The following is a 21,607-nucleotide window of genomic DNA, read 5'->3' as shown; positions in this document are numbered from 1 at the left end:
GAGGAATGCTGAAGGCGGATCTCGGAAAACTGCTCAAACCCACCAGCATCGCGGTGATCGGCGCAAGCCCGAAGCCGGGGAACATGGGAACCCGGATCGTTGCCGCACTGCGGCAATCCGGATATGAAGGTTCGGTGTACGCGATTCATCCGCGTGCCGAGCCGGTGCCGGGCGCGCAGTCGTTCGCGCGCGTGTCGGAGATTCCGGGCGGCGCGCAATTCGCGGCGCTCTGCATTCCCGATCATGCACTGGCGCCATCGCTGGAGTCGCTGGCGGCGGACGGCGTCGGCGGCTTCTTCATTCCGTCGCGGGCGTACGACCGCGAACAGGCGTCACAGCACGCGATTCCGGACCGGCTCGCCGCGATCGCCCGTGCCGGCGGGCTCGCGATCTGCGGCCACAACTGCATGGGCTTCGTGAACGTGCGCGAGAAGCTGACGATGACGTTCAGCGTTCCGGCGATGGACGCGGCGCCCGGCGGCGTGTGCATCGTGTCGCAGAGCGGCTCGACGTGGTCGGGCATTGTCGGCAGCCAGCGCGACCTCGCGTTCGACACGGTCGTATCGGCGGGCGGCGAGATCGCGACGGGCATCGCCGACTACGTCGAATACTTCCTCGCGCAGCCGGACACGCGCGTCATCGGCCTCGTGGTCGAGACGATTCGCGAACCCGAGCGGTTCATCGCGGTGCTCGAGCAGGCCGCGCGGCGCGGCGTGCCGGTGGTCGGCCTGTTCCTCGGGCTCAGCGACGCGGGCGCGCGCTTCACGGCCGCGCATTCGGGCGGGCTGTCGAGCCCGACCCACGTACTCGAGGCGATCTCGCGCCAGCACGGGCTGATCGTCGCGAAGCATCTCGACGAGTTCCTGGATTGCATCGAGGTATTCCGCACGCCGCGCGTGCCGGCCGGCAGCGCGGCCGCGATCGTCAGCGACTCGGGCGGCGAGCGGCAGCTGATCGCCGACGTGTCGACGCGCGCCGGGCTGCGGCTGGCCGCATTCCAGCCGGCGACCGCGAAGGCGCTGGCCGACGTGCTCGATCCCGGCATGGTGGTCGGCAACCCGATCGACTGCTATGGCGATGGCCAGTTGCTGATGGCGGAAACCGGCACGATCGCCGCGCAGGACGACGACGTCGCGCTGGTCGCGGTCGGCACAAACCTGGTCCACGGGCGCAAGTTCCTCGACGAGACGTCGGATGCGTGCATCGCGATCGCCGACGCGACCGACAAGCCGGTGGTGGTGTTCGGCAACATCAGCACGACGGTGTCGCGCGACGGCGCGCGCCGCCTGCGCGCGCGCGGCATCCCGGTATTGATGGGCACCGAGACGGCCTGCCACGCAACGGCCCGGTTCCTCGCGTGGCACGCGCGGCGCCGCGGCGTCGAGATGGCCGCGCAAGCGGTGGCGGCGGACGTGCCCGCCTTGCCGCTTGCGGCGCTGGCGTCGCTGACGCCGGAGACGACCTTCTCGATGCTGGCCGGCCTCGGCCTGCCGATCGCGCCGTTCGCGGTGGCCGACGACGTGGCGGGCGCGGTGCGCGAGGCGGCCGCGCTCGGCTACCCGGTCGTGCTCAAGACGGCCAACCCGGCAATCGAGCACAAGACGGAAATGGGCGGCGTGCGCATCAACCTGCGCGATGAACGCGAACTGCGGCGTGCGTATGACGACATCGCCGGCCGCTGCGGCCCGCGCGTGATGCTGCAGCCGTTCACGCCGGCCGATTTCGAGCTGATCGTCGGCATGTACCGCGATCCGCGCTTCGGCGCGGTGCTGACGGTCGGGCTCGGCGGCATCTTCACGGAGATTCTGAAGGACAGCGTGTCGCTGCTGCCGCCGGTCGGCCGCGCGGATCTCGAAGCCGCGCTCGCGACGTTGCGCGGCCGGGCCGTGCTCGATGGCGCGCGCGGCAAGCCGGGCGTATCGATCGATGCGCTGTACCGCGTCGTCAGTACGGTGGCGGCGCTCGCGTTGCGCAATCCGCGCATCACCGGCCTCGACCTCAATCCGATCATCGTTCGCGACGGCCGCATGACGGCCGTGGACGCCCTCATCACGGTGGAGCACGCGTAATGAACTACACGAACCTGAAGGTTTCCCGGCAGGACGGCATCGGCTACCTGACGTTCGCGCGACCGGAGATCCACAACGCGATCTCGGTCGAACTGATGACGGAATCGATGGACGCGCTCGCGCGGCTGGCCGACGACGACGCGGTGCGCGTGATCGTGGTGTCCGGCGAGGGCAAGTCGTTCTGCTCGGGCTTCGACCTGAAGCAGAGCGTGCAGCGCGCGACCAAGGGCGTCGCGGGCTGGCGTGCGCGCTATCGGCAGAACTTCGAGTTCATGATGAGCTTCTGGGATTGTCCGAAGCCGACGATCGCGTCGATTCACGGTCATTGCCTGGCCGGCGGGTTCGAGCTGTCGCTCGCGTGCGATATCTCGATCGCGGCGGAAAGCACGCGCTTCGGGATGCCGGAAGCGAAGTTCGGCTCGTCGAGCGTGCTGCTGATGCTGCCATGGCTCGCCGGCCCGAAGCTCGCGAAGGAAATCCTGATGTGCGGCCTCGAGGGTTTCGGCGCCGCGCAGGCGAAGGACGCGCGGATCGTCAACCACGTCGTGCCGGATGCGCAGCGCGAAGCGTTCACGCGCGAGCTTGCGTTGCAGATCGTCAGCTCGTCGCCGCATTCGGTCACGTACTTCAAGCAGGCGATCAACCGGACGTTCGACACGATGGGGATGCGCACCGCGCTCGAGGCGGCGCTCGACGCGGGGATCATGGTCGAAGCCGAGGAGAACCCGGAAACCGCCGAGTTCTCGCGGATCCGCAAGGAAAGCGGCCTGAAGGCCGCGATCGAGTGGCGCAAGAACCGCTCGGCAGTGGCGGGTTCGTGATGGTCATCAGTTTTCGTCATGCCTCGGGAGGGCGCTCGTGACTACCAGCGGTGCACATATCGAATTTCGTGGCGTCCAGAAACGCTATGGGTCCATGACGGCCGTCGAGCATTTCGATGCGGTGATCGAACCGGGCAGCTTCGTCACGCTGCTCGGCTCGAGCGGCTCCGGCAAGACCACGCTGCTCAACATGCTGGCGGGCTTCATCGAACCGACCGCCGGCGACATCCTGCTCGACGGCAAGTCGATCGTGTCGCTCGCGCCGGAGGCGCGCAACATCGGGATGGTGTTCCAGAATTACTCGCTGTTCCCGCACATGAACGTCGCGCAGAACGTCGCGTTTCCGCTGGCGATGCGCAAGGTCCGCAAGTCCGACGCCGAGCGGATGGTCGCCGATGCGCTGGCCGCGGTGCAACTGTCGTCGCTGGCACGACGCATGCCGCGCGAGCTGTCCGGCGGCCAGCAACAGCGCGTCGCGGTTGCACGCGCGATCTCGTTCGGCCCGCGCGTGCTGCTGATGGACGAGCCGCTCGGCGCGCTCGACCTGAAGCTGCGCGAGGCGCTGCAGTTCGAGATCAAGCGGATCCAGCGCAGCACCGGCAGCACGGTCGTCTATGTGACGCACGACCAGTCGGAGGCGATGTCGATGTCGGACGAGATCATCATCCTGAGCGAAGGCCGGCTCGTGCAGCGTGGGTCGCCGAAGGCCGTGTACGACGAGCCGGTCAATGCATTCGTCGCGACCTTCGTCGGCCAGAGCAATACGGCGGCCGCGCGCCGGCGCGGCAAGGTGCTCGGCGTGCCCGACTGGGGGCTCGAGATCGCGGCGGACGCGCTGACCGGCGCGCACGATTGCGCGGCGCCGGCCGTCGCGCTGCGGCCGGAGAAGATACGGCTGTCGGCGCCCGACCATCCGGTGACCGACGCGGAAGTGTCGGCCGCCGCGACGATCGAGAACGTCCAGATGTTCGGCAACAACCTGATGGTTCACCTGCGGCTCGCGTCCGGCAAGCTGCTGCTGGCCCAGCAGTTCCGCACCACGGCATCCGACCGCGACAACCTGTTCGTGATCGGTGCACCCGTGCGTGCCCGCTTCAACATTGATGACCTGCTGGTCCTGAACGACTGACTGAACAACGAGAGTGAGGAGACGAATCATGTTGATGAAACGCTTTGCAATCCTGATGACCATGGCAACGGTTGGCATCGCTTCGCATCCTGCGCTTGCGCAGTCGGACAACGTGGTGGTGCGCGCATCGGGCGGCGGGACGTTCGGCGAGGCGCTGCGCCACATCTGCGACGAGCCGTTCACGAAGGCAACCGGCATCGTCATCCAGCCGGCGAACACGGACGATTCCACCGCCGAGATTCGCGCGCAGATGCTGACCCGCAACGTGATCTGGGACATCTCGAACACGTCCGCGGAAACGATCTTCGCGGCGGCGAAGAACGGCTGGCTCGAGAAACTCGACTGGAACAAGATCGATCCGGACAACAAGCTGCCGGCGATGGCGCGCAATCCGTATGGCGTCGGGATCAACTCGTATTCGGAAACGATGGTCGTGCGCACCGACAAGCTGCCGGCCGGCAAGACCATGAACTCGTGGGCCGACTTCTGGGACCTGAAGGGTTTCCCCGGCCCGCGCAGCCTGCACGACACGCCGATCAAGAACCTCGAATTCGCGCTGCTCGCGGACGGCGTCGCGCCGGCCGACCTCTACAAGGTGCTGGCGACGAAGGAGGGCGTCGACCGCGCGCTCAAGAAAATGGATCAGATCAAGCCGAGCATCGCGGTGTGGTGGACGTCGGGCCAGCAGCCGCTGCAACTGCTCGCGAGCGGCGAGGTGTATTACGCGACCGCGTGGAACGGGCGCGTTCCGCCGCTGCAGAAGGAAGGCGTGCCGGTCCGGATCGTGTGGAATGGCGGCGCGCTGATGGTCGGCTATCACTCGATCCTGAAGGGCGCGAAGCACATGGACGGTGCGTACCGCTGGCTCAAGTGGTGCTGGACCGATCCGCAGCGCGGCGCCGACATGACGAAGGCGCTGCCGTATCCGGGCTTCGCGCCGGGGCTGATGGAGCGCCTGCCGAAGAACGTGCAAACGGAGCTGCCGACCTATCCGGACAACCTGAAGGCGCAGTTCCAGTTCAACGGCGAATTCTGGGCCGACAACCTGCCGCGGATCCAGCGCGCGTGGGATCGCTGGCGCCTGAAGGGCAACGCCGGTGCGTGACGGGGCAGGCTGAATTCCATGTCGACATTTAGAGGTGGAGACTGATATGGCGACGATCGATCGTGGGCGACGACTGGGGCTGATCATCCCGTCCAAGCTGCTTCTTGCGGTGTTTTTCCTGATCCCGGTGTGCGAGGTGCTGCGCTGGAGCCTCGCGGACGACCAGGGCAACGGCTTCACGCTGGCGAACTTCCAGGATTTCCTCGGCACCGACACCTATGTGCTGCTGACGATGCGCACGCTGCTGGTGGCGGCCGTCGTCGCGCTCGCGTGCCTGGTGCTGGGCTACCTGATCGCACTGCAGATCTATCGGCTCGGGCCGCGCATGCGCACCTGGACGCTGATGGCGATCATCACGCCGATGTGGCTCAGCGTGCTGGTGCGGACCTACGCATGGATGGTGGTGATCGGCCGCGACGGGCTGATCAACCGGTTCCTGCTCGATGTCGGGTTGCTCGACCATCCGCTGAAGATGCTGTTCACGCGCGGCGCCGTGTACGTGACGATGACGCAGATCCTGCTGCCGATCGTCGTGCTGAGTAGCTTCAGCGCGATGACGTCGGTGGATCCCACCCTCGTGCGGGCTGCCCGCATCATGGGCGCCGGCCGGCTGACGGCGTTCCTGCGCGTGTTCGTGCCGCTGACCGCCGCCGGCGCGATCAATGGCGCGGCCCTCGTGTTCGTGCTCTGCCTCGGCTTCTTCGTGACACCCGCGCTCGTTGGCGGACCGAACGACAGCCTCGTCGCGAACGTGATCAGCACGCAGGTCGTGCAGACGCTGGAATGGAACGGCGCGGCCGTGCTGTCGATTTTCCTGATCGGCACGGCGCTGGTGGTGATGGCGCCGATCCTCGGCGTGACGCGCCGGATGTTGCCGAAGAGCTATGAAGGAGGTCGCAAGTGAGGGCACTGCGCATCGACGTTCCGGGCTTCCTCGGACGCATTTTTCTCGGGATCGCGATCCTGTTCCTGCTGTTCCCGGTGTTCATCACGTTCGGGATTTCGTTCAGCAGCAGCGAATTCCTGACCTTCCCGCCGACCGACATCTCGCTGCGCTGGTACCGGTACGTGATTGCGCATCGCAGCTGGACCGACGCGACGCTGCTCAGCCTGTGGATCGCGGTCTGCTCGACGCTGATCGCCATCACCGCCGGCACGCTGGCCGCGATCGCGATCGTGCGGCGGCCGTCGTTCCTGACGAAGACCGTGTCGGTCGTGTCGTTCGGTCCGCAACTGGTGCCGCAGATCATCCTCGCGCTCGGCATCCTGCTGCTGGTCGGCAAGCTCGGCGTGTACGGGCAGGCGTGGGTGCTGGTGCTCGCGCACGCAACGATGGCGCTGCCGCTCGTGGTGATCATCGTCGCGTCCGCGGTGAAGCAGACCGGCGACTCGCTCGAGCGTGCGGCGCGCATCCTCGGTGCGAACCCGACGCAGGCGTTCTGGCGCGTGACGTTGCCGGCGATCCGGCCGGCCGTGCTGTCGTCGGCCGTATTCGCGTTCTTCGTGTCGTTCGACGACCTGATCGTCGCGCTGTTCATCATGGGCGGCCGGCAGACGCTGCCGATGATGATCTGGGCGAACCTGCGCTACGAGCTCACGCCGGCGCTGACGGCCGTCGCGTCGGCGCTGATCGTGTTCACCTTCGCATGCGTGATTCCCGCCGAATACTACCGGCGCGGCCGCCTGCTCAACACCGCGAAATAGGAGGCGCCGGACATGGGTGAGACGAAACGGGCCGACGTCGTGATCGTCGGGGGCGGGATCGTCGGCTGCTCGACCGCGTTGTGGCTGGCCGAGCGCGGCGCGAAAGTCGTGGTGCTGGAGCGCGGCCAGGTGGCGTCCGAGCAATCGAGCCGCGCGTGGGGGCTGGTGCGGCAGCAGGGCCGCCACGCCGCGGAAATCCCGCTCGCGCAGGAAGCCAACCGGATCTGGCATCAGCTGACCGAGCGGCTCGGCGCCGTGGCGACGGAATTCGAGGTCGCCGGCATCCTGATGGTGGCCGAAACCGAAGAAGACGATGCACGCGTGAGCGCCGGCCTTGCCGACGCGGCGGCGCACGGGCTCGATGCGCGGCGCGTCGGGGCCGACGAGATTCGCGCGCTGGTGCCGCAACTGCACGGCAACTGGCGCGCGGGACTCCATACGCCCGGCGACGCGTATGCGGAACCGGCCGTCGCGTCGCGTTCGATCGCGCGCGAAGCCGTGCGGCTGGGCGTCGAGATCGTCGAGCGCGCGCCCGTGCACGGGTTGAAGACGGTCAACGGCCGGATCGTCGGCGTGACGACCGGCGGTGGCGACGTCGAAGCCGGCGCGGTGCTGCTGGCCGCCGGGATCGGCACCGCCTATCTCGCGCGCCAGGCCGGCATCGACCTGCCGATCCAGGCGATCCGCTCGTCGGTCGGGCGTACGACGACGGCGGACGGATTCACGCGGATCGCCGTGTGGGGGCCGCAGGTCGCGTACCGGCCGCGGCGCGACGGTTCGTTCGTGATCGGCAACGGCTATCGCGGACAGGGGGCCGACTACGACTTGTCGGTCGATTCGCTGCGCGGCCTGCGGCATTTCCTGCCGGCCTACGGCAGGAACTGGCGTCAGTTGCGGCTGTCGCTCGGCCGCGAGTTCGTCGACGCGCTGCAGCGCGCGACGCGCCGCGACGGTGCGGTGTTGCCGTTGCCGGAGCCGCGCGTCAACGACCGCAAGGTTGCGAGCAACTTCGCGCACTTCCGCGCGCTGTTCCCGCATCTCGGCGGGATCGCGCTGCAGACGAGCTGGGCCGGCCGGATCGATCTCACGCCCGACGTGATTCCGATCATCGATCGTCCGGATCCGGCGCAGAACCTGTTCGTCGCGGCCGGCTTCAGCGGTCACGGCTTCGCGCTCGGCCCCGCGGTCGGCGCGCAGATGGCGCAGTGGATCGGCGACGGCCGGCCGTCGATCGATCTCGCCGCGTTCCGCGCCGATCGCTTCACGCAAGGCCGCCACGCGCGGGCCTCGCACGCGCTTTGACGCCGGGCCGGCCGGGGCGGCCGTTCGGCGACGCATGACAAGTTTGACGGGGTTTTCAGCAGGGCAGTGGGTTTATACAACTATCGATCTTATCGGTTTGGAGTCCATATCTATGAAAAAGCAAATGCTCGCGGCATCCATCGTGGCGACGTTCGGCGTGGCCGCTCATGCACAGAGCGTGGTGACGCTCTACGGCATCATCGACGAAGGCGTCGACTACACGAACAACGTGGGCGGCAGCAAGCTGGTCGAACTGCAAAGCGGCGTCGTGTCGGGCAGCCGTTTCGGGCTGAAGGGCACCGAGGATCTCGGCGGCGGGCTGAAGGCGGTGTTCCAGCTGGAGAACGGCTACAACGTCAACACCGGCAAGCTCGGCCAGGGCGGCCTGATGTTCGGCCGCCAGGCCTATGTCGGGCTGAACAGCGCGCAGTACGGCACTGTCACGCTCGGCCGGCAGTACGACGCGGTCGTCAGCTTTCTCGCGCCGACCACGGCCAACGGCAACTGGGGCGGATCGTTGTTCACGCACCCGTACGACAACGACAACACGGACAACTCGTTCCGCGTGAACAACACCGTCAAGTACATGAGCCCGACGTTCGCCGGGTTCCAGTTCGGCGGCACTTACAGCTTCTCGAACGACACGAACTTCGCGAACAACCGGCAGTACAGCGTCGGCGCGTCCTACACGAATGGCGGGCTGCTGATCGGCGCCGCGTATCTGCAGGCGAACAACCCGTCGACGTCGGCCACGGGTGCGATCAGCGACGGCGGCGACAAGAACTTCGTCGCGGCCCGCCTGCGGATCGTCGGGGCGGGCGTGAACTATACGTTCGGCAACGCGACGGTCGGCTTTGCCTACACCAACACGAACGCGTCGCAACCGGCGAGCCTGAGCCATGTCGGCACGTTCGCACCGGGCACGCTGTCGAACCTGCGCTTCCAGAACTTCGAAGTCAACGGCAAGTACCAGTTCACGCCGGCGTTTTTCGTCGGCGCGATGTACACGTACACGCGCACGACGTTCGCCGCACCGACGGGCACGCTGCATCCGAACTTCCAGATGGCCGGGCTGATGGGGGATTACTTCCTGTCGAAGCGCACCGACCTGTATGTCCAGGCCGGCTATCAGCACGCGGGCGGCGACAAGACCGGCACGGCGCTCGACTTCGCGTATGTACCGGGCGCGTCCGGCACGTCGTCGACCGCGAACCAGGTCGTGGTGCGCGCGGCGATTCGCCACCGGTTCTGAGCGGGCGGCACCGCGCGGCGGCGGCGCTGCGCGGTGCGGAACGGGCAATGCAAAACGGGCTCGCCATGATGATGGCGAGCCCGTCTTGTCTGACCGCCCGGTTATCGGGCGGAATCGACCGGCGGCAGACCGTCAGTTCTGCGCCGCCACCACCGCGATCTCGACCAGCAGATGCGGTGCCGCCAGCTTCGCCTCGACGGTTGCGCGCGCGGGCGCGTGGCCCGACGGCACCCACGCGTCCCACACTTCGTTCATCGCCGCGAAATCGCGGGCAATATCGGCGAGCCAGATTTGCGCGGACACGATGCGCGTCCTGTCGATCCCCGCCTGTTCCAGAAAGCCGTCGATCTTTTCCAGCACTTTCGCGGTTTGTACCTTGACGTCGGGCGCCGGATCGGCGGACGTCTGGCCGCCGATGAACACGAGGCCGGCGGCCTTGACGGCGCGGCTCGTGCGCGCGTTGGTTTCGATGCGGATGATATCGGACATGATGACAAACACTCCTTCGCCGTGACGGCAGGTGGAAAGATTCAGTGCGATGCATGCGCGGCGGCGGGCACGCGGTCGAAGCGGTCGATCGAGAACGCATCGAGCGCGACGGACGCCGCACCGTCGAGCATCAGTTCGGCGACGAGCTGGCCGCAGCCCGGGCCGAGCTGGAAACCGCTGCCGCAATAGCCGAACGAGTAGTAGAGCCCGTCGGCCTTGCGGCTCGCGGAAATCACGGGCAACGCATCGTCGGTGAACGCCTCGATGCCGGCCCATGCGCGGTTGATGCCGAGCTCGCGCAGATGCGGAAACAGGTCGACGACGGTCCGCGCGCTGCGCGCGAGCCGCATGAAGTCGACTTCGCCATGCCGCGCCGGCAGGTCGGCATGGCCGATCAGCTTGCCGCCGATCACGACCGTGCCGTTGTCGAACTGCTTGAACGACAGCGGCCGCCCGGTCGCGCCGAGCGTCGTGCGGCAGAACGGCGCGACGCGTTGCGTGACCATCAGCATCAACCCCTCGGCATGCAGCGGCACGGGCTCGCCGGCCTGGCGCGCGAGCTCGCCCGACCAGGCGCCGGCCGCGACCAGCAGCTTGCCGGCGGCGAATGCGCCGTGCGGCGTGTGCGCGACCCAGCGGGTGCCGAGCATGTCGATGCGCGTGACCGGCGTGCCTTCGTGGAAGCGTGCGCCGTGCCTTTGCGCGGCGACGCGGAATGCGGTCGTCGTGCGAAACGGCAGCGCGTAACCATCGTGTTCGACCCAGATGCCGCCCGTCACGTGCCGCGCCAGCGCGGGCTCGAGTTCGCGCACGCGTTCGCGATCGATCAGCGTTTCGTGCGTGAAGCCGTGGGCTTGAAGCAGCGCGACGCGTGCGCGGCATTCGTCGAGTTCGGCGTCGGTTTCGGCGATCTTGAGTTGACCCGACCGCATGAAGCCGCCGGTGTCGCCGAGCATCTCGGGCAGCGTGTGCCACAGCGAGCGCGACAGGAGCGCGAGCGGGATCTCGGGCAGCGGCCGGCCGAGCGTGCGTACGCCGCCGGCATTCACGCCGGACGCATGGCGCGCGACGTAATCCGCCTCGAGCACGATCACGCTCGCGCCGCGCCGCGCAAGCTGGAACGCGCTGCTCGCGCCGTGCAGGCCGCCGCCGATCACGATCACGTCGGCTTCACGCCGCACGCTCGTGCGCGGCTCATTCACCGGCAAGCTCGCCGAGCGTGAGCGGCTTGATCGGCGGCCGGATCCGGTAGTAGCCGACGACGTCGGGCGCGACGTTGCGCGCGTCGGCGATCACTTCGGTGACGGTCAGCCCGCACATGCGGCCCTGGCACGGGCCCATGCCGCAGCGGCCGAACGACTTCGCCTGGTTCGGGCCGCTGCAGCCCAGCGCGACAAAGCCGCGCAATTCGCCGGCCGTCACTTCCTCGCAGCGGCAGACGATCGTGTCGTCGGCGGGGATGCGGTTCGCGTCGCGCGGCCGATAGAGGCAGTCGAGAAACGGCCGGATCCGCAGCACGCGTGCCAGCGCATCGCGATGCGGGGCGGCTTCGCGGTCGCGCGCGGTGTCGTCAAGTGCGCCGAGCTGCGCGGCGACGGCGAGTGCGGCGAGCGTGCCCTGCTGCGCAGCGGCCTGTGCGCCGCCGATGCCCGCGCCGTCGCCGGCCACGAAGATGCCCGGCACGTCGAGTTCGCCCCACGTATCGACCTGCGGCGTGAAGCACAGCTGCGCGGCGTCCCAGCGATGTGTCGCGCGCAGCGCGTGGGTGAACTGCGTGTTCGGCACGACGCCCTGGTGCAGCAGGATCACGTCGGCATCGATGCGCTGCGCGCGGCCTTGCACGGTGAACGTGAGCGCGCTCGCGTGCGGCGTGCCGTCCGCGCCCGTGCGGCTTTCGATCGCGAGGTGGTCCGCGCCTTCATGAATCGGCACGTTCGCGTCGCGCAGCGCGCGGATCATCTGCAAGCCCTTGCGGAGAAACGGCCAGGCCCGCAGCGCCGCGAGCAGGTGCTGCTTCGCGCGCCAGCGATCCGCGTGCCGCGTGGTGTCGACCAGCGCGCGAATCGGCACGCCGGCGCGCACGTACTGCCAGCCGAGCAGGTAAAGGAGCGGTCCGCAGCCGGCCAGCACGGGCGGCGTGGCCGGCACCTCGCCTGCGCTTTTCAGCAGGATCTGCGCGGCGCCCGCGGTGAGCACGCCCGGCAGCGTCCAGCCCGGCACCGGAAACGGGCGTTCGAGCGCGCCGCTCGCGAGAATCACGCGCCGCGCATCGAAGCTGCCGACCTGCCCGTCGCGCAGGTAGTGCACCTGGCGTTCGCGCGTGACCTGCCAGACGGTCGCCTGTTTCAGATGGCGCGCGCCGGACCGAACGAACGCATCGGCGATCGCGGCGCCGGCCGCGTAGTCGGGGCCGAGGATGTCCTTGCGGCGCGCATCGGCGCGCTCGATCGCGCGGTAGATCTGGCCGCCGACGGCGTCCTGTTCGTCGATCAGCACGACCGACAGGCCCGCGTGCGCGGCGCGGGTCGCGGCGCTCATGCCGGCGGGGCCGGCGCCGACCACCACGACGTCGACGGTTTCAGGCGTGAATTCAGCGGCCATCGGCATGCTCCAGTGACGGGGTGACGGACAACGTGTCGGCTGCGAGTTCGCGTGCGCCTTCCTGCGTGCGGATCCGCATCCCGTCACGCACGTCGACCATGCAGCTCTGGCGCGCGGGCACGCCGTCGATCTCGACGAGGCATTCGAAGCACGCGCCCATCATGCAGTACGGTGCGCGCGGCGCGCCCGATACCGGCGTCGCGCGAAAACGCGACACGCCGGCGGCCAGCAGCGCGGCGGCCACGGTGACACCGGCCGGCACGCGCAGCGGCGCATCGTTGAAGCGGATCTCGACGGTCGCGCCGCCAGCGGCGAGCGGCCTGAACAGCGAAGGGGACGATTGGGCGGTCATGGGCAGCGGGCGAAGTCAGTAGGCAGGGGCCGGCCGGACGGCGCCGGTGAACGCGGCGGGCGCGTCGGGAAAGCGGCGCGCGGACAGCGCGGGCAACTCGTCGGGCAGCGGCGCGCCGGCGATCCACGGCGCGATGCGCAGCGCGTGTGCGGCGGCCAGCGTCACGCCGCTGTGGCACGTGACGACGAACGCGCCCGGATGCTCGGGCGACTCGTCGTAGACCGGAAAGCCGTCGGGGCTGTACACGCGCAGCGCGGCCCACATGCGCACGAGCCGTACGTGCTGCAGCATCGGGAACGCGCGCACGCCGCGCCGCGCGATGTCGGCGAGCACCGGCGTGGTCGTGAAGTCGTTGAAGCCGACTTCCTCCATCGAATCGCCGAACTGCACGGTGCCTTCGTCGGTCTGCCGCACGTTGATGGTCGGATAGTGAAGGAACGGCGCAACGCGCTCGCTGACGAGCACCTGCCCGCGGTTCGGCGCGACCGGCGCATACAGTCCGACTTGCGGCGCGAGCGCGCGGTTGCCGAGACCGGCGGCGAGCACGACGCGCGCCGCGCGGAACGTGCCGGCCGCGCTGTCGACCGCGAAGCCGCCGCGCTCGGCACGCACCTGCTGCGCGCGTGCACCGCTGACGAGGCGCACGCCGCGCCGTTGCATCGCCGCATGCAGCGCGCGCAGCAGTTTCAGCGGGTTCACGTGGCCGTCCATCGGCGTGTAGCTCGCACCGATCACGGCCGGCCCGACGCCGGGCAGCCGTTCGCGCAGCTCGCGATGATCGAGCAGCTCGAACGGGTAGTCGCCGAGCGCGGCCTGCAGCGTCGCGAGCCGCGTGCGGCGTTCGGCGAGCTCGTCGTCCGTGAAGCACAGGTGAAAACCGCCGGGCTGGCGCAGCGCGACGTCGACACCGCTGTCCTCCAGCAGGCTCGCGGCGAGGCCCGGCCAGCGCACGGCCGAACTGCGCGACCAGCGCGCGTACGGCGTGCGGTCGTGGCCCTTGCCCTGGATCCATACCAGGCCGAAATTGCCGCGCGACGCGCGAAAGCCGCCGTCGTCCTCGTCGAGCACGGTGACGCGCGCGCCGTCGCGGGCGAGCCCGTAGGCGACCGCGGCGCCGACGAGGCCGCCGCCGATCACGAGCACGTCCGGGCTCGCGGCTGTGGGTTGGGTCATCGCGCTTCTCCGATCAGGATGCGGTCGAGGCCGACCAGGCGATCGAGCAGCATCATCAGCAGGACCGTGCCGACGATCAGCACCGCCGACACGGACGTGACGAGCGGATCGATGGTCTGCGCGATCTGGTTGTACATGGCGACGGGCAGCGTGGTCGTGCCGGGCGTCGCGACGAAGATGGTCATCGTGAGTTCGTCGAAGCTCTGGATGAACGACAGCACCCAGCCGCCCGCGACGCCGGTGCGGATCATCGGCAGCACCACGCGGCGAAACGCGGTGAAGCGGCTCGCGCCGCACGACAGCGCGGCACGCTCGGCGTCGCGATCGAGCCCGACCGCCGACGACAGCGCGAGACGCAGCGCATACGGCAGCACGATCACGACGTGCGCGGCGACCAGCGCCCAGAACGAGCCGCTCAGGTGCAACATCGACAGGAAGCGCAGGAACGCGATGCCGAGCACGACAGCGGGGATCATCATCGGCGACAGGAAGAAGCTCGTCAGCGCGCCGCGCCCCGGAAAGCGGTAGCGTGCGATCGCGAGCGCGGCCGGCACTGCGAGCACGACGCCGATCGTCGCCGAGGCGAACGCGAGCCGCACCGACAGCCAGAACGCCGACACGATGTCGTCGTTGTCGAGGATCGCGCGAAACCAGCGCAGCGACGCGCCGTCGAACGGCATCGAGATATAGCCCTTGTCGGTGAACGCGACCAGCATCACGGCGGCGAGCGGCGCGACGATGAACGCGATGAACAGCGCGTGAAACGAGAGGGCGGCAAGGCCGTTGCGTTGCATGGCGTCGCTCCGTCAGTCGAAGATGTGCTTGTAACGGCGTTCGGCGAGCCGGCTGCAGCCCATCACGATCGCGACGTTGGCGATCAGCAGCAGCACCGCGATGCTTGCGCCGAGCGGCCAGTTCAGCGTGCCGAGGAATTCGTCGTACGCGGCGGTCGCGACGACCTTCAGGCGGCGGCCGCCGATCAGCGCGGGCGCGGCGAACGCGGACGCCGACAGCGCGAACACGATGATCGACCCCGACAGCACGCCGGGCAGGATCTGCGGCAGGATCACGCGGCGAAACACGCGCCACGGCGACGCGCCGAGCGACAGCCCGGCCCACTCGACCTGCGGATCGAGCTTCTGCAGCGTCGCCCACACCGACATCACCATGAACGGCACCAGCACGTGCGTGAGTGCGATGACCATGCCGGTCATCGTGAACACGAGGCGCACCGGCTCGTCGGTGACGTGCAGCGCCTGCAGCATGCCGTTGAGCACGCCGTTGTTGCCGAGCAGGATCTGCCAGCCGAGCGTGCGCACGACCACCGAGATCAGCAGCGGGCCGAGCACGACCAGCAGGCACAGCGACTGCCATGGCTTGCGCATCCGCACGAGCACGATCGTCTCGGGCACGCCGAGCACGACCGACAGCAGCGTGACGGCGGTGGCGAGGCCGGCCGTGCGCAGGAAGATCGTCAGGTAGTACGGATCGCGAACGACTTCGAGGTAGTTGCCGATCGTCCAGCCCGGCTGCGTGCCGGCGAGGTCGCTGAAGGTGTGGAACGACAGCACCAGCGTGAGCAGCATCGGCGCGAGCAGCAGCGTCAGGAACAGCAGCAGCGCGGGCGCCGACAACAGCCACGGCGCGGCGCCGCCGCGCGCGTCGTCAAGCGTGGCCATGGGCAGCCTCCCGCGTGAGCATGCGCAGGTCGTCGTCGGTCCACGCGAGGCCGACCTCGCAGCCTTCGTCGGGCGGCGGTGCGCCGGTGTTGGTCTGCGTGACGTGCAGCTTGCCGAGCGCGGTGTCGATCACCAGCAGCCACTGGTTGCCGACGAACACGCGCGTCGCGACGCGGCCGTGCAGCCGTGCATCGCCGTTCGCGAGCCGCATCTTCTCCGGACGGATGTACACGTTGACTGCGCCGGCTACGTCGCGCCCTTCGTGCGGCACGTGCAGCGTGGTGCTCGCGACCGCCACTTCCGCGCAGCGCGGGTTGCGGCGCAGCACCTCGCCCGCGAGCGTGTTGGTGCGACCGAGGAACGCCGACGCGAACGGCGTGGCCGGGCGTTCGTACGCGTCGAACGGCGTGCTCAGCTGCGCGATCGTGCCGCGGTGCATCACTGCGATGCGGTCGCTCATCGTCATCGCTTCGACCTGGTCGTGCGTGACGAGGATCGTCGTGATGCCGAGGCGCTTCTGGATCGCGCGCAGCTCGATATGCATTTCCTCGCGCAGCTTCGCGTCGAGGTTCGACATCGGCTCGTCGAGCAACAGCAGCTCGGGCCGCATCGCGATCGCGCGGGCAATCGCCACGCGCTGCCGCTGGCCGCCCGACAGCTCCTTCGGATAACGTGCGTCGAGACCGTTCAAGCGCACCAGCGCCAGCGCTTCGGCGACGCGCTCGTCGCGCTGCGCGCGCTTCATCTTGCGCATCTCGAGCCCGAAGCCGACGTTGCCGGCCACGGTCATGTGCGGAAACAGCGCGTAGCTCTGGAACACGACGCCGATCCCGCGTTTCTCCGGACGCTCGTGCGTGATGTCGCGGCCGTCGAGCGTCACGCGGCCGGCGGACGGTGCGACGAAGCCGGCGATCATCTGCAGCGTGGTCGTCTTGCCGCAGCCGGACGGCCCGAGCAGCGACAGGAACTCGCCGCGCTCGACCGACAGGTCGAGTTGCTCGATGGCGGTGAAGTCGCCGTAGCGTTTCGAAATGCGTTGCAGGGTCAGGAAGCTCATGGGGGGAAGTCCTCTCGAAACCGGGGCGGCGCGCATGGCCGCGAACCGTGGCGCATGCGCGGCGTACTCAGCGTTCGACCGAGCGGTTCCAGCGCTGGGTCCACTCGGCCCGCTGCTGGTTGATGGTCGTCCAGTCCACCGTCGTGAGCTTCGCGATCTGGTCCGGGCCGTACGGCACGCGCGCGGCCACTTCCGGTGCAAGCTTCACCGTCTTGTTCACGGGCCCGAGGCCGATCGCCTGCGCATGCAGCGCCTGCACTTCCGGGCTCAGCAGGTACTGGATGAACTGCTGCGACAGTTGCGGCTGCGCGTTCTCGGCGACCGCGCATGCGGCGACCTGCAGCGCGACCGCGCCTTCCTTCGGATAGACGAACTTCAGCGGGAAGCCGGTGTTCTGCAGCGACACCGCGCGGCCGCTGCCGTACGGCGCGGCGATCACGTCGCCGGCCTGCATCAGGCCGTCCATCTCGCCGGGCGTCGGCGCCCACGACAGCACGTTCGGCGCGACCTTCTTCGTCATCGCGGCGAAGCCCGGGTCGATTTTCTTTTCGCCGCCGCCGTCGAGGCGCGCGAGCATCACGAGCGTATGCAGGCCGTAGGTCACGGTGATCGGCGGCATTCCGAGCTTGCCCTTCAGGCGCGGATCCTCCAGCGCTTTCCACGAGTCGGGCGCGGGGATGCCGAGCTTCTTGAACGCGTCGACGTTGTAGCCGATGCCGGTCGCAACCAGGCCGAGGCCGACCGAGGTCGGGCCGAGCCGCGCGAGCGGATAGAGATCCTTCATCACCGGCGCATCGTCGATCTTCGCGCACAGGCCGAGCTGCATCGCCTGGTACATCGGGCCGTCGTCCATCACCGCGACGTTGATCTGCTGATGCCCTTTCTGCGCCTGCAGCTTCGCCAGCGTGTCGCTCGAATTGCCCGCGACGTAGACGATCTTCACGTCGTGCGCCTTCTCGAACGCAGGAATGACCTTCTGGCGATACAGCTGCTCGTTCGAGCCGCCGACGTTCGCGACATACAGCGTGGTTTCGGCGTGGGCGGCGACGGCGGCGATCAGCGCGAGCGCGGCGCACGCGAGCGGGAGCGGCCGGGCCGCGAGACGGGACGAACAACGAAACGGGCGACGACGCTGCGCGTGATCCATGACGACGATCTCCATTCGATTGTGGTGGGCGTCGGCGTCGAAGTGCGCCGATGCCATGCAGTCTGGCCCGGGTGTTCCATGCCGTCCAATACGAATAAAATGCCTATCCATACCAAAATGTGATGGATTGGGGAAAGGCCCTAGAGACGGGGACGGAGCATTCAATGAATCTGAAGCAGGTCGAAGCATTTCGCGCGGTGATGGTGGCGGGCTCGATGACCGCCGCCGCCAAATCGCTGTTCACCACGCAGCCGAACGTGAGCCGGCTGATCGCGCATCTCGAGCGCGACACCGGGCTCAAGCTGTTCGAGCGCGCCGGCGTGCGGCTCGTGCCGACGAGCGAGGGCACCGCGTTCTTTCGCGAGGTGGAGCGTGCGTACGTCGGCCTGCAGGGGCTCGCGAGCGCGGCCGAGGAGATCCGCAACCTGGGCAGCGGGCGGTTGCGCATCGCGGCGATGCCGGCGGTCGGCTACACGCTCGTGCCGCGCGCGATCAAGCGGTTCCAGGAGGCGTACCCGGGCGTGACGGTGTCGCTGCACGTCAACACGTCGGGCACGGTCAATCACTGGACCGCGTCGCAGTTCTGCGACATCGGCGTGGCCGTTTACGTCAGTGAGGCGTCGAACTGCGAGGTCGAGCTGCTGTCGTCGGTCGCCGCCGTGTGCGTGATGCCCGCGCAGCACCGTCTGGCGAAGAAGCGCACGATCAAGCCGGCCGATCTGGCGGGCGAGTCGTTCATCTCGCTGTGCCAGGGCGACGGCATGCGCACGCTGATGGATGCGGTGTTCCAGCGCGCGGGCGTCGAGCGCAAGCTCGCGATCGAGGCGCAGTACACGGCGATCTGCTGCGAGATGGTGCGCTCGGGAATGGGCGTGACGCTCGCGCATCCGGTCGTCGCGCGCGATTTCGCGGGGCCGGAGATCGCGATCCGGCCGTTTTCGCCCGCCGTGACGATTCCCACCTATCTGCTATATCCGCCGCAGCGCTCGCGCGACCGGCTGGCCGCCGCGTTCGTGAAGCTGTTGGCCGAGGCGCACGACGAAGCGCTCGGCACGACGCCCGGCACGACGCCCGGCCGCGCACGCGCCCGCCGCTAGGGGCGCTCAGGCACGCTCGATGTCGCCGGTCGAATCGCGCCGGATGAGCTGGATCGGCAGTGCGTCGCGCGACGGCGCGCCGAGGCCGCCGGCGCGGATGCGTTCGACGAGGCGCCGTGCGGCGGTGCGCGCCATCGCCTCGACCGGCGGCCGGATCGAGGTCAGGCCGACCAGCGGCGAACCGGCGAGCGGCATGTCGTCGAAGCCGATGATCGACAGTTGCCGCGGCACCGCGACGCCCTTGCGCTTCGCGGCTTCCAGCGCGCCGAGCGCGATCATGTCGTTGCCGGCGACGATCGCCGTGACCGGGTTCGGCGCGCCGAGCAGCGTCATCGTGCTCGCGTAGCCGACTTCCGTCGTGTAGTCGCCGTACAGCGTGACCACCGATTCGGGCCCGAGCCCGACGCTCGCGAGCCAGTCGAGCGCGCCTTTGGTGCGGTCGCGGCTCGTCGACGTGTTCTGCGGCCCCATCAGCAGCCCGAAGCGGCGATGTCCGAACTGGTACAGGTGTTCGACGGCCACCGCGCCCGCATGGACGTTGTCGATCTCGACGGTGTCGACCTTCACGTCGTCGATCGAGCGCACCACCAGCACGAGCGGAATGCCGCGCCGCTGCATCTCGGCGACGACCAGCGAATCGAGCGTCGCGGTCGCGAAGATCAGCCCGTCGAGATAGCCGTCGATCAGCGGCCGGAACGCGAGCAGGTTCTCCGCATCGTTCATCGGATCGATCATCAGCGTGACCTGGTAGCCGAATTCGCCGAGCGCGTCGTACAGGTGCGTGAGTAGCCGCGTCATGAAGTGGTTGTGCAGCGCGCCGACCACGACGCCGATCAGCCGCGTCGCGGATTTCTTCGGCTTGCGGCTTTGCGACGGGATCCGGTAGCCGAGTTCCGCCGCGACCGCCTGCACCGCGCCGCGCGTGTCGCTGCTGATCGCCGGATGGCCGGCCAGCGCGCGCGATACGGTGGAGACCGACACGCCCATGCGCGCCGCGACATCGGCGAGCTTCACCTGCTTTGCAATCGTTCGGGCCATGGTTTGCATTCGTTTGCGTGATCGACCGGCACGATTGTGCAAGCCGCGCGGCTTGCCTGACAAGGGGCTAGGGGAAAGTGCCGAGCATTTGCACTGCATTTGCAGAAAGCGTTGCGATAGATTTGCAGCCATCGCGAACGTCCTGCTTTCCGCAACGCAAGCGGCATTTCGATCCTTCTTTCTCGTCAGGAAATCACATGGCAATCCACTACCTGAAGCACGGCCGCAGCGCCGAAGATTCTTCCCAGGATGCAGACAAGGTGCGTGAAGTCGTCACCGGCATTCTCGCCGACGTCACGCGACGCGGCGACGCGGCCGTCGCGGAACTGTCGCAGCGCTTCGACGACTGGTCGCCCGGGAGCTTCCGGCTGAACGACGACGAGATCGCGGCCTGCGTGCGCTCGCTGTCGCCGGGCCAGCTCGACGACGTGAAGTTCGCGCAGGCACAGGTGCGCAATTTCGCGCAGGCGCAGCGCGACTCGATGCACGACATCGAGATCGAGACGCTGCCGGGCGTCGTGCTCGGCCACAAGAACATGCCGGTCGAAAGCGTCGCGTGCTACGTGCCCGGCGGCAAGTTTCCGCTGGTTGCGTCCGCACACATGGGCGTCGTGACCGCGAAGGTGGCCGGCGTGCCGCGCATCATCGCGGCGTCGCCGCCGGTGCAGGGCCGCCCGAATCCGGCGGTGGTCGCGGCGATGCACCTGGGCGGCGCGGACGAGATCTACACGTTCGGCGGCGTGCAGGCGATCGCGGCGATGGCGCTCGGCACGCAGACCATCGCGCCGGTGTCGATGGTGGTCGGCCCCGGCAATGCGTACGTGGCCGAAGCGAAGCGCCAGTTGTTCGGCCGCGTCGGCATCGACCTGATCGCCGGGCCGTCGGAGACGCTCGTGATCGCCGACGACAGCGTCGACGCGGAACTCTGCGCGACCGACCTGCTCGGGCAGGCCGAACACGGCTTCAACACGCCGGCGATCCTGCTGACGAATTCGCTGCAGCTCGCGAAGGACACGATCGCCGAGGTCGAACGCCTGCTCAAGATCCTGCCGACGGCCAACACGGCCGGCGTGTCGTGGCGCGACTACGGTGCGGTCATCGTGGCCGACACGCTGGAGGAAATGGTGCAGGAAGCCGACCGGATCGCGTCGGAGCACGTGCAGGTGATGACGCGCGACCCCGACTACTTCCTGAAGAACATGAAGAACTACGGCGCGCTGTTCCTCGGCGCGCGCACCAACGTCGCATACGGCGACAAGGTCATCGGCACGAACCATACGCTGCCGACGGGCAAGGCCGCGCGCTATACGGGCGGCCTGTGGGTGGGCAAGTTCATCAAGACCTGCACGTACCAGAAGGTGCTGACCGACGAGGCGAGCGCGATGGTCGGTGCCTACTGCTCGCGACTCTGTGCGCTCGAAGGGATGATCGCGCACGGCGAGCAGGCGAACATCCGCGTGCGCCGCTATGGCCATCGCGACGTGCCGTACGGCACGCCCGTGCCGGCGTAACGCTGCAACGGCGCACCGGCATACAGGAACCGGCCGGTGCGCGAGGAGGCAGCGCCTTTCGACGGTGCCGCCGCTCACCCG

Annotated in this window: 20 protein-coding genes; 10 read left to right on the top strand and 10 right to left on the bottom strand. The window is 68.5% G+C overall.

What is annotated here, in order from left to right:
- Positions 1-5: 5 nt before the first annotated feature.
- The 8 genes from BDO18943_RS01055 (at position 6) to BDO18943_RS01020 (ending at position 9,382) form a co-directional block, all read left to right on the top strand.
- A complete protein-coding gene (locus BDO18943_RS01055) occupies positions 6-2,069 on the top strand; it encodes an acetate--CoA ligase family protein (protein ID WP_175020831.1) in 2,064 nt (687 codons plus the stop codon).
- Positions 2,069-2,890, top strand: a complete 822-nt coding sequence (locus tag BDO18943_RS01050; RefSeq protein ID WP_175020830.1) for an enoyl-CoA hydratase/isomerase family protein — start codon at positions 2,069-2,071, stop codon at positions 2,888-2,890. Before BDO18943_RS01055 ends, BDO18943_RS01050 begins: the two co-directional genes overlap by 1 nt.
- A 94-nt stretch (positions 2,891-2,984) precedes the next feature.
- Positions 2,985-4,019: an ABC transporter ATP-binding protein gene (locus tag BDO18943_RS01045; protein ID WP_175020829.1), complete on the top strand. Its 1,035-nt coding sequence runs from the start codon at positions 2,985-2,987 to the stop codon at positions 4,017-4,019.
- 28 nt (positions 4,020-4,047) lie between these two features.
- Positions 4,048-5,124: an ABC transporter substrate-binding protein gene (locus BDO18943_RS01040; RefSeq protein WP_175020828.1), complete on the top strand. Its 1,077-nt coding sequence runs from the start codon at positions 4,048-4,050 to the stop codon at positions 5,122-5,124.
- A 46-nt stretch (positions 5,125-5,170) separates the two neighbouring features.
- Complete coding sequence (locus tag BDO18943_RS01035; RefSeq protein ID WP_175020827.1) at positions 5,171-6,028, top strand: ABC transporter permease; 858 nt, start codon at positions 5,171-5,173, stop codon at positions 6,026-6,028.
- A complete protein-coding gene (locus BDO18943_RS01030) occupies positions 6,025-6,828 on the top strand; it encodes an ABC transporter permease (RefSeq protein WP_175020826.1) in 804 nt (267 codons plus the stop codon). The genes BDO18943_RS01035 and BDO18943_RS01030 overlap by 4 nt, the downstream gene beginning before the upstream one ends.
- 12 nt (positions 6,829-6,840) lie before the next feature.
- Positions 6,841-8,130 (top strand): NAD(P)/FAD-dependent oxidoreductase, encoded by a 1,290-nt coding sequence (locus BDO18943_RS01025; RefSeq protein WP_175020825.1) that lies wholly within the window; start codon positions 6,841-6,843, stop codon positions 8,128-8,130.
- Positions 8,131-8,242: 112 nt separating this feature from the next.
- Positions 8,243-9,382 (top strand): porin, encoded by a 1,140-nt coding sequence (locus BDO18943_RS01020; protein WP_175020824.1) that lies wholly within the window; start codon positions 8,243-8,245, stop codon positions 9,380-9,382.
- Between the two features lie 132 nt (positions 9,383-9,514).
- Here the strand turns inward: BDO18943_RS01020 and BDO18943_RS01015 are convergent, their stop codons facing one another.
- The 9 genes from BDO18943_RS01015 to BDO18943_RS00975 all read right to left on the bottom strand — a co-directional run bounded on the left by BDO18943_RS01015 (position 9,515) and on the right by BDO18943_RS00975 (position 17,880).
- Positions 9,515-9,871 (bottom strand): RidA family protein, encoded by a 357-nt coding sequence (locus BDO18943_RS01015; protein ID WP_175020823.1) that lies wholly within the window; start codon positions 9,869-9,871, stop codon positions 9,515-9,517.
- A gap of 41 nt (positions 9,872-9,912) precedes the next feature.
- On the bottom strand, positions 9,913-11,073 hold the full coding sequence (locus BDO18943_RS01010; protein WP_175020822.1) for an NAD(P)/FAD-dependent oxidoreductase: 1,161 nt from the start codon (positions 11,071-11,073) through the stop codon (positions 9,913-9,915).
- Positions 11,066-12,472 (bottom strand): FAD/NAD(P)-dependent oxidoreductase, encoded by a 1,407-nt coding sequence (locus BDO18943_RS01005; RefSeq protein ID WP_175020821.1) that lies wholly within the window; start codon positions 12,470-12,472, stop codon positions 11,066-11,068. Before BDO18943_RS01005 ends, BDO18943_RS01010 begins: the two co-directional genes overlap by 8 nt.
- Positions 12,462-12,824, bottom strand: coding sequence for a (2Fe-2S)-binding protein (locus BDO18943_RS01000; RefSeq protein WP_175020820.1), 363 nt, complete (start codon positions 12,822-12,824; stop codon positions 12,462-12,464). Before BDO18943_RS01000 ends, BDO18943_RS01005 begins: the two co-directional genes overlap by 11 nt.
- 15 nt (positions 12,825-12,839) lie before the next feature.
- Positions 12,840-13,997 (bottom strand): NAD(P)/FAD-dependent oxidoreductase, encoded by a 1,158-nt coding sequence (locus BDO18943_RS00995; RefSeq protein WP_175020819.1) that lies wholly within the window; start codon positions 13,995-13,997, stop codon positions 12,840-12,842.
- Positions 13,994-14,791, bottom strand: a complete 798-nt coding sequence (locus tag BDO18943_RS00990) for an ABC transporter permease (RefSeq protein WP_175020818.1) — start codon at positions 14,789-14,791, stop codon at positions 13,994-13,996. The genes BDO18943_RS00995 and BDO18943_RS00990 overlap by 4 nt, the downstream gene beginning before the upstream one ends.
- 12 nt (positions 14,792-14,803) lie before the next feature.
- Positions 14,804-15,676, bottom strand: coding sequence for an ABC transporter permease (locus BDO18943_RS00985; protein WP_175020817.1), 873 nt, complete (start codon positions 15,674-15,676; stop codon positions 14,804-14,806).
- Complete coding sequence (locus tag BDO18943_RS00980) at positions 15,663-16,733, bottom strand: ABC transporter ATP-binding protein (protein ID WP_175020816.1); 1,071 nt, start codon at positions 16,731-16,733, stop codon at positions 15,663-15,665. Before BDO18943_RS00980 ends, BDO18943_RS00985 begins: the two co-directional genes overlap by 14 nt.
- A 67-nt stretch (positions 16,734-16,800) precedes the next feature.
- Entirely contained in the window at positions 16,801-17,880 is a 1,080-nt protein-coding gene (locus BDO18943_RS00975) for an ABC transporter substrate-binding protein (protein WP_175020815.1), read from the bottom strand.
- Between the two features lie 164 nt (positions 17,881-18,044).
- Here BDO18943_RS00975 and BDO18943_RS00970 point away from each other — a divergent pair, with 164 nt between their 5' ends.
- Positions 18,045-18,977, top strand: coding sequence for a LysR substrate-binding domain-containing protein (locus tag BDO18943_RS00970; protein ID WP_175020814.1), 933 nt, complete (start codon positions 18,045-18,047; stop codon positions 18,975-18,977).
- Positions 18,978-18,983: 6 nt separating this feature from the next.
- On the opposite strand, the gene BDO18943_RS00965 is transcribed toward BDO18943_RS00970, so the two are convergent.
- The gene (locus tag BDO18943_RS00965) at positions 18,984-20,015 is read right to left on the bottom strand and encodes a LacI family DNA-binding transcriptional regulator (RefSeq protein ID WP_235995732.1); all 1,032 of its coding nucleotides are present in this window, start codon (positions 20,013-20,015) and stop codon (positions 18,984-18,986) included.
- Between the two features lie 197 nt (positions 20,016-20,212).
- Here BDO18943_RS00965 and hisD point away from each other — a divergent pair, with 197 nt between their 5' ends.
- Positions 20,213-21,526 carry a histidinol dehydrogenase gene (gene hisD / locus BDO18943_RS00960; protein ID WP_175020812.1) on the top strand — a complete coding sequence of 438 codons (1,314 nt, stop codon included), beginning with the start codon at positions 20,213-20,215 and terminating at the stop codon, positions 21,524-21,526.
- Positions 21,527-21,607 lie beyond the last annotated feature (81 nt).

This window comes from Burkholderia aenigmatica, from assembly GCF_902499175.1.
Taxonomy (GTDB): domain Bacteria; phylum Pseudomonadota; class Gammaproteobacteria; order Burkholderiales; family Burkholderiaceae; genus Burkholderia; species Burkholderia aenigmatica.
The sequence above is the reverse complement of the archived record's forward strand: the minus strand, read 5'-3'. Positions and strand labels throughout refer to the sequence as shown.